This window comes from Kitasatospora sp. NPDC034023 (assembly GCF_055575795.1).
Genome location: NZ_JBVIRY010000017.1, coordinates 177,131 through 183,904, shown reverse-complemented (window position 1 = coordinate 183,904; position 6,774 = coordinate 177,131). Strand labels below are relative to the sequence as shown.

Genomic DNA, 6,774 nt, shown 5'->3' with positions numbered 1-6,774 from the left:
TCCAGCGCAAGGGCGACTCCGGGTCCCCGCGCTGATCTGGCTCGACCAGCGCCAGCAGGGCCGGGACCAGGCCCGGATCGCTCTCACGCAACCGCCTGCGGCCCGCACCCATCGCCCGTACCCGGCCCGCCGACTCACCGCCCGAGGCCAGCTCGCGCGCACCGCGCGCCACCGTCGACTCCGCCACCCGCGCAACGCGAGCAACCCTGCGGACGCCCCCGTACCCCAGCACCCGGGCAGCCGCCCCCAACGCCAGGCGCCGCTGCCGTTCATCCAGATGCGGCAGCAGCGCGGCGAACGCCTCCCCGAGCACGGTCTCGGTCTCCTCCGTCACGCCGAGATCCTACGACCCCAAGTACGTCATCAGGTCCGTAAGTTATTAATCGTCAGCTCCCTGGGTCCGAGCGCGGGGTGCCTTCCCTGCTCCCTCACTTCGACAGGGCCGCGCGGAGGAACCGGAGGATCTCCGCCTGGGCGGCCTCGGCCTGAGGTTCGACGCCGGGCAGGGAGAGGAACGCGTGCTTCGCGCCCGGGTATTCGGAGAGCCGTAGGGGAGTCCCGGCCGCGCGCAGCCGCTCGGCGTAGCGGCGGCCGTGGTCGGCGAGGGCGTCCTGGGTGGGCAGCACCACGAGTGCCGGGGCGAGGCCGCTCAGGTCGTCCGCGTGCAGCGGCGAGAGTGCGCGGGCGTCGGTTCCCGGCGGGGCGGCGAGCCGCTGGAAGAGCCGCAGTAGCGGCAGGGCCCGGGTCGGGCTGTAGGCGTACTCGGCCATCGAGGCGTGGTCGAACATCGCCTCAGTCACGTCGCCTACGGGGTTGACCAGCACCTGCGCCGCGAGTTCCAGGCCGGCTTCCCGGGCGCGGATGGCCGTCAGGGCGCTGATCAGCGCGCCGCAGCTCTCGCCGAAGACGGCCGTGCGCGCCGGGTCGACGCCCCACTGCGCGGCGTGCCGCAGCACGTGGTCGAGCACGTCCCAGCCGTCGTCGGCGGCGTCCGTGAGCGGGCTGTCCGGGGCGAGGAGGCGGTGCTCGACGGAGACGACGAGCGCGGGCAGTCGGGTGGCGAGATGGCTGTTGGTCCAGTCGCACTGCGCCGCCGTGCCCACGAAGCCGCCTCCGTGGACATGGAGCACGAGTGGCAGGTCGGTTCGGGCGGCGGCTTCGCCGTCGCCCGGCGGCGCCGGCCGGTAGACCCGGACCGGGAGGTCGCGTCCGGGCAGCGCGATCCGTCGCCAGTCGATGGCGGCGGCGGGGTCCGGCTCTCCGAGGATCGCCCGCGCCGCGTTGGAGGCCCGGAAGCGGTTCTCCGCGTCGCGGTAGGCGAGTAGTTCCTCGGTCGTGATCGCCGAGAAGTCCGGCTCCGGCGGCCGCGCGGCGGTAGTGGTCTCGCTCATGTGTCCTTCTCCCCCTCTGAGTTGTCCTCATTATGCACGCACCGCGTGCAACGCCAAGTGCATAGACTAGGCTGAGTCCTGACGAGAGGGGCGAGATGACTGGCCGAAGGCGATGGTCGACCGAGGAGATCCTGGATACGGCGACGGAACTCCTGCGCACGGGCGACGCCGAGTCGTTCAGCGTGCGCAAGCTCGCCGCCGTGCTCGGGACCGACTCCTCCAGCCTCTACCGCCACTTCCGCAACAAGACCGAACTGCTGCGCGCGGTCGCCGACCGGATCCTGCTCGCCGCCATGGACGGCCACCGCCCCGAGGGCGACTGGAAGCAGCGCATCACCGCCCTTGGCCTGCGCCTGCGCGAGGCCTTCGGCGAGCAACCCCAACTCGCCACGGTCTGGGGACGCTACGGGTCCGGCGGCACCGGATCCCGGCTGGTCATGGAAGAACTGCTGCAGGCCCTGCGCACGTCCGGCCTGCCCGACCAGGAGATCCCGGCGCGCTACCACCGCATCGTGACCCTCCTCGCCGCGCTGATCTCCTCCGAGGCCGGCATCAGCACCATCACCCCCGAGGAGTACGAACAGGGCATGGAGCAGTTCCGCGTCGCGGTGCTCGGCGCCGACCCCGAACGCTTCCCCGCCCTGGCCCACTTCGCCCGCGACGTCCGCCCCCTCGGCGCGGACCGCCGCGCCGCGTTCGAGGAGATCCTCGCCGCCCAACTCGCCCACGTCGAGGCCCGGATCCCCTGACGTGCCGGATCACGAGTTCGGTGCGGTCGGAAGAGGAGGGCCGCCCCTTCCTCGGATCGCCGACGTACTCGGGCCGCCGACATACTCGGGCCGCCGAACTTACCCGGATCGCCGACGCGCGAGATGGACGATGATGTCGGCGGCGATCTCGACCGTCTCGGGCAGGACCCGCGTGATCGCGTCGTACGTCTGTTGCCGCCTCGATCGCGGCAGTTGGAGGTACGCCGAGACGGTCGACAGGTAGCCGACGTAGTCAGGAGCGCTCATCGTCAAGCGCCGATTGATGACGGCCTGCTGGACGTCGAGGAACAACGGAGACCGCTGCAGCTCCGTACCCGGCCACTGCATTTCCTCATCCGGAGCAGTCCCGTCGGGAGACGGAACCTCGTCGCTCTCCAGGAACGGCGCCCGTGCCGCACGCACAGACTCCTCGACAGCCGGATCGGCCGGCTGAACCGGGCCACCGAACGAGGCAAACACACCGTCCGGTTCCAGTAGCGCGGCCACTCTTGGCCACCGGCCCTCCGGGCGTGTCCAATGCAGGGCTGCCGCCGCATAGACCAACCCATGGGTTTCGCCCGGCCGCAGGTCCTCCAACGCGGCCCGCACGGTCGTCACGTTCGCGGGCACGGCCTTGTTCAGCTCGGCGAGCATGGCGGCGTCGGGCTCCGTCGCCGTGACCGTGACCCCATGCTCGGTGAACAGGCGGGTTGCCTTGCCTGTCCCCGCACCGATCTCCAGGGCGGTCCGAACCGGCCGGCCCGCGTACGCCATCACCACGTCGAAGAGCTCTGCGGGATACCCCGGCCGGAACCTTTCGTAGGCTTCCGCGATTGCGCCGAAGCTCAGTGCACGAGCAGACATGCCGAGCATCCTGGCACGACCGGGGCAGAGAGCGTCTGGCAGTACTCCGTGGTTTCGACGGCGGCAAACTGATCAACGGCCGCGAACGGCACAGCGTGGTCGACACGCTCGGCCTGCTGCCCGTGACCCGCCGGCCCGTTCAGGCGCGGGCGGTTGTCAGCGGCGCGGGCCCTGGGTCGGCGGAGCCGGTCAGGGCCCGCCGAGTCGCCAGGGCCAGCAGCACCAGGCCGATCGAGGCGGCCAGGGCGAGGGCTCGTTCCGCGTAGCCGGCGCCGTCGTGTCCGTGCAGTCCGATGAAGGCGATCACCCCGATGAACATCACCGAGCTGAAGGCCAGCGCGAAGCCGGAGTACCCCTGCCAGGCCGGGACGGCGCGGAACCGGGCGGCCAGGACGGACGGCGTGATCACCATGACCGGGAAGCTGAGGAACGAGATCGCCAGGTGCCCGGTCGCGTGCCAGGAGGCCGAACCGAGGCTCTGTACGCACCCGGGATCGGCCGCCCGGCAGTCCAGCCGGAAGAACAGGTCCCAGACGTTGTCCAGCCCCAGCGGGGTGGCGGCCACCAACCACGCGGCCACCGGCCGCCTCCCGCCGCCGGAGGCCAGCGCCGGGCCCAGCGCGAACAGGGCGAACGCGATGGTCAGCAGGCCCGCGACGCCCTGCGCCGTGAGCACGAACCAGGGATGACTGGCCGTCAGCGCACCCAGGTCACTGATGCCCTCCGCAGACACCCGGTAGTGCCGGCCTTCCGCGAGACTGCCCACCAACCACGAGACGGTGAAAAGGAGTTGGGCGACGATGGCACCCCAGACCAGTGCCCCGCGCGTCCTGCTCATCCGCCGGCCCCCTACCGTCGATGTCAACCACTGCGCTACTCGTACGGTTGTGTCAGTTCGGGGCGTCCCTCGCGCCGCCGACGACGACAGACTCGGCGAGAACACGGGCCACGAGCCGCAGCCCACCGGGTCCGCACCCCGGACACGTCCTACGGGTTCGGGTTCTACAGGTAGTGCCCCTGGTTCGCCGCTTCCATCCCCGGCGCCACGGGCGCGGCGAGTTCGGCGAGTTCGTGGGCCCCGGAGACAGCGGACGCCGGCACCTCCCGCTCGGCAGCGTGCGACGGCGTCGCGAGGCCGAACGAGGCACCCGCCACGACGACACTCGTGACAGCCAGCCTCGCGAACCCGCCAGTCACATCCGGCATGTGCTACCTCCCCGTTCATCACCCGCCCTGGTAGCGGAAGTTGACGCGCCCAGGTAACCACCGCCGGACACGGGACACAACCCTCCCGACCGCACCGCCCGGGGGGACGGGCCCCGGCCGCCCCGTGATCGACTTCGACGGCGGGCTGCTGACCTGCTAATATTCTTCTCGTCGCGAGGGAGATGATTCCTCGCCAGGCGTCAGCGGTGCTACCAGAGCACGCCCTACTTTCAGTAGGGAGAGTCCGTGCAACCCGGGCCTGGCGCTCCACTGTCGGACGAGGTCCGGTACCCACACGGGTACCGGACCTCGCTCGCGTTCACAAGCCGTTCACGGGCCGGACGAAACGGATGTGCCACCTTCGCGCGTTGGGTCGGCACGGTGATGATGGCAGGTCCGCTCTTCACGGCAGTGCTGGTAATCGCGCCCTTCACGCCGGCCTCGGAGTTGCACGCCTTCCTCCATGCCAACAAGCGCGTGCAAATCGAGCAACGGCGGCTGACGGCGACGCGCCGGATGGCCCCGTGACCGACCTCGGCTCCCACCACGCCCGCGGTGCCCACCACCCCCGCAGCGCATGACGACGGACTCCGACGTGGTGCGGTGGGGGCGCGACACGTGCTCGTGTCGTTCACGAGGCTCTCCGCCTCAAGGAGCGCAGTCTGCCGGCGGGAACGCCGGGGCCGTCAGCGGGTGACGGTCACCACCAGCGCGCTGAGCGGCCCCTCGACCGGGCCGGTGCCGAAGCGGTCGGCGATCGCCGCCGTGACCGTCCGGGTCACCTCGTCCAGGCTGTGCCCGCCCCGGGCCTCGATCTCGCCGCGCAGCGGGGTGCCCTGGCACAGGGCCGTCGCCACGTCCTTCGCCGAGTCGGCGCGGCCCCGTTCGGTGACGGTCTCGATCTGCGGGACGCTGGTGAAGCCGCCGTCCGCCAGGTCCCGCGCGATCGCGGATGCGTCGTGGTATCCGTACGGGATGCGGCTCAGGAAGTCCGGCGGGTCGGCGGGGAAGAGCTCGGCGGCGGTCGCCTCGGTCACCGCGAGGAAGTCGTTCGCCGCGATGTCGTTCCACACGCTGAACGACAGGACACCGCCGGGCCGCAGCACCCGGACGGCCTCGCCGAAGGCGCGCGGGCGGTCGGGGAAGAACATGGCCCCGAACTGGCAGACCACGGCGTCGCAGGAGCCGTCCGGGAACGGCAGTGCCATGGCGTCCGCCGCGGCCCAGCGCACCGGGCGGGCGAGCGGCACGGCCTGCGCGCGGTCGAGCATCGGCCGGCTGAGGTCGGTCGCGGTGATCGAGGTGTCCCTCGGCAGGACGGCGGCCAGCTCGCGGGTGAGCGCGCCGGTGCCGGCGGCGGTCTCGAGCACGTCCCGGGGGTGGCGCTGCGCCAGGCGCCGTGCCAGGTCGCGGGCGTAGGGGCGGAAGAGCAGCGGCACGAGGTACCGCTCGTAGACGTCGGGGACCGCGCCCTCGAAGGCCATGCCATCGCACCTTCCGTCGCATGCGGCGGGACCGGTGGCCCACCGCCGGGCCCGTGCGCGGCACCCGGTGGTGCGAGTCTGGCACGCCCGGCGCGCCCGTCCCGGCCACGGCACACCGGCGGTGCCGGCCGCCGGGCCGCCGGGCCGCCGGGGCGGCCTGCTGCACGACGCCTCCCCCGCCACGGTCCCGGTGAAAAGCCTTGAGGGCGTCTCCCGTGCTCTCTAGGATCGTGGGGCGGGGGCACCCCGGCGGGGTGGGACGAGCGCGGTGGGACGAGCGTGGGGGGTGGCAGTGACGGCTACTCAGCGATCACTGATCGTCGACGGCACCCTGAAGTTCTTCGCCTTCGTGTTCGGTTCGGGGGCGTTCGTCTTCAGTACCCTGGCCGGCTCCAACACCAACCGTCAGCTGGAGTTCATCCTCTACGGCATCGCCACGACCGCGCTGACTCTGCTGGTCGGATCGGTGGAGGCCAGGCGGGCGCGCACGGTGCACGGACAGATCGAGGCGCTGGCGCGGGAGACGTCCCGCGGTCTGAACGAGTTGGTGACGGCGGTCGCCCCGGGCACCACGTTCACCGCCAACATCAGCGGCCTCCTGGCCGCTTCGGAGGATCCGAGCGCCGAGCGCGGGCGACTCGACCAGGCTGTCGCAGCGGCCGCCGCCAGGATCCACCACTCCTGTCGAGGCGTCTACTACTCGTGGAATCCGGTGACCACGACCTTCACCTGCCGCGGACGCTCCCTCGACTCGGCCTCGCCGGTGGAACGGATCGGTCCCGGTGACTTCGGGATCGGCGCCCTGCGCAAGGTCGTCGCCACCGGTCGGGTGTTCCGCCGGACCGCCACGAAGTCCTACTTCCGGGGCAACGTCCCCGGAACCCCCGCGGACGACGCAGTGGTGATCGTCCGGGTGCAGGCAGGGACCGTACCGCTCGGCGTGCTCGCGGTGGACGCGAAGACGGACTCCTGGAGCGATGTCTTCCACGACCCCGACCGGCAGGAGTTCAGCGACCAGAACGTACGGCAGCTGCTGATGCTGGCCGATCTGCTCGCCGGCGGGCTGGCCGGCTGAACCCG

The 6,774-nt window shown here is 71.7% G+C and carries 7 protein-coding genes and 1 pseudogene; 2 read left to right on the top strand and 6 right to left on the bottom strand.

Translation table 11 applies throughout. The features are described 5' to 3' along the window. Both ACZ52R_RS23060 and ACZ52R_RS23055 read right to left on the bottom strand, forming a co-directional pair. Positions 1 to 313: pseudogene (locus ACZ52R_RS23060) on the bottom strand (ISAzo13 family transposase); the annotation flags it as partial. Between the two features lie 115 nt (positions 314 to 428). Beyond that, the gene (locus ACZ52R_RS23055; protein ID WP_465754002.1) at positions 429 to 1,391 is read right to left on the bottom strand and encodes an alpha/beta hydrolase; all 963 of its coding nucleotides are present in this window, start codon (positions 1,389 to 1,391) and stop codon (positions 429 to 431) included. Between the two features lie 95 nt (positions 1,392 to 1,486). On the opposite strand from ACZ52R_RS23055, the gene ACZ52R_RS23050 reads away from it, so the two are divergent. Further along, on the top strand, positions 1,487 to 2,140 hold the full coding sequence (locus ACZ52R_RS23050) for a TetR/AcrR family transcriptional regulator (protein ID WP_465662888.1): 654 nt from the start codon (positions 1,487 to 1,489) through the stop codon (positions 2,138 to 2,140). Between the two features lie 99 nt (positions 2,141 to 2,239). On the opposite strand, the gene ACZ52R_RS23045 is transcribed toward ACZ52R_RS23050, so the two are convergent. From ACZ52R_RS23045 to ACZ52R_RS23030, 4 genes are all read right to left on the bottom strand, one after another. After that, positions 2,240 to 3,004 (bottom strand): class I SAM-dependent methyltransferase, encoded by a 765-nt coding sequence (locus tag ACZ52R_RS23045; RefSeq protein ID WP_465625055.1) that lies wholly within the window; start codon positions 3,002 to 3,004, stop codon positions 2,240 to 2,242. Positions 3,005 to 3,143: 139 nt separating this feature from the next. Further along, on the bottom strand, positions 3,144 to 3,842 hold the full coding sequence (locus ACZ52R_RS23040; RefSeq protein ID WP_465662890.1) for a DUF998 domain-containing protein: 699 nt from the start codon (positions 3,840 to 3,842) through the stop codon (positions 3,144 to 3,146). Positions 3,843 to 4,006: 164 nt separating this feature from the next. Next, positions 4,007 to 4,210 (bottom strand): hypothetical protein, encoded by a 204-nt coding sequence (locus ACZ52R_RS23035; protein ID WP_465662891.1) that lies wholly within the window; start codon positions 4,208 to 4,210, stop codon positions 4,007 to 4,009. Between the two features lie 686 nt (positions 4,211 to 4,896). Further along, positions 4,897 to 5,694 (bottom strand): class I SAM-dependent methyltransferase, encoded by a 798-nt coding sequence (locus ACZ52R_RS23030; RefSeq protein ID WP_465662893.1) that lies wholly within the window; start codon positions 5,692 to 5,694, stop codon positions 4,897 to 4,899. A gap of 292 nt (positions 5,695 to 5,986) precedes the next feature. Between ACZ52R_RS23030 and ACZ52R_RS23025 the strand changes: the two genes are divergently transcribed. Further along, positions 5,987 to 6,769, top strand: coding sequence for a hypothetical protein (locus tag ACZ52R_RS23025; RefSeq protein ID WP_465662895.1), 783 nt, complete (start codon positions 5,987 to 5,989; stop codon positions 6,767 to 6,769). The last annotated feature ends 5 nt before the right edge of the window (positions 6,770 to 6,774 follow it).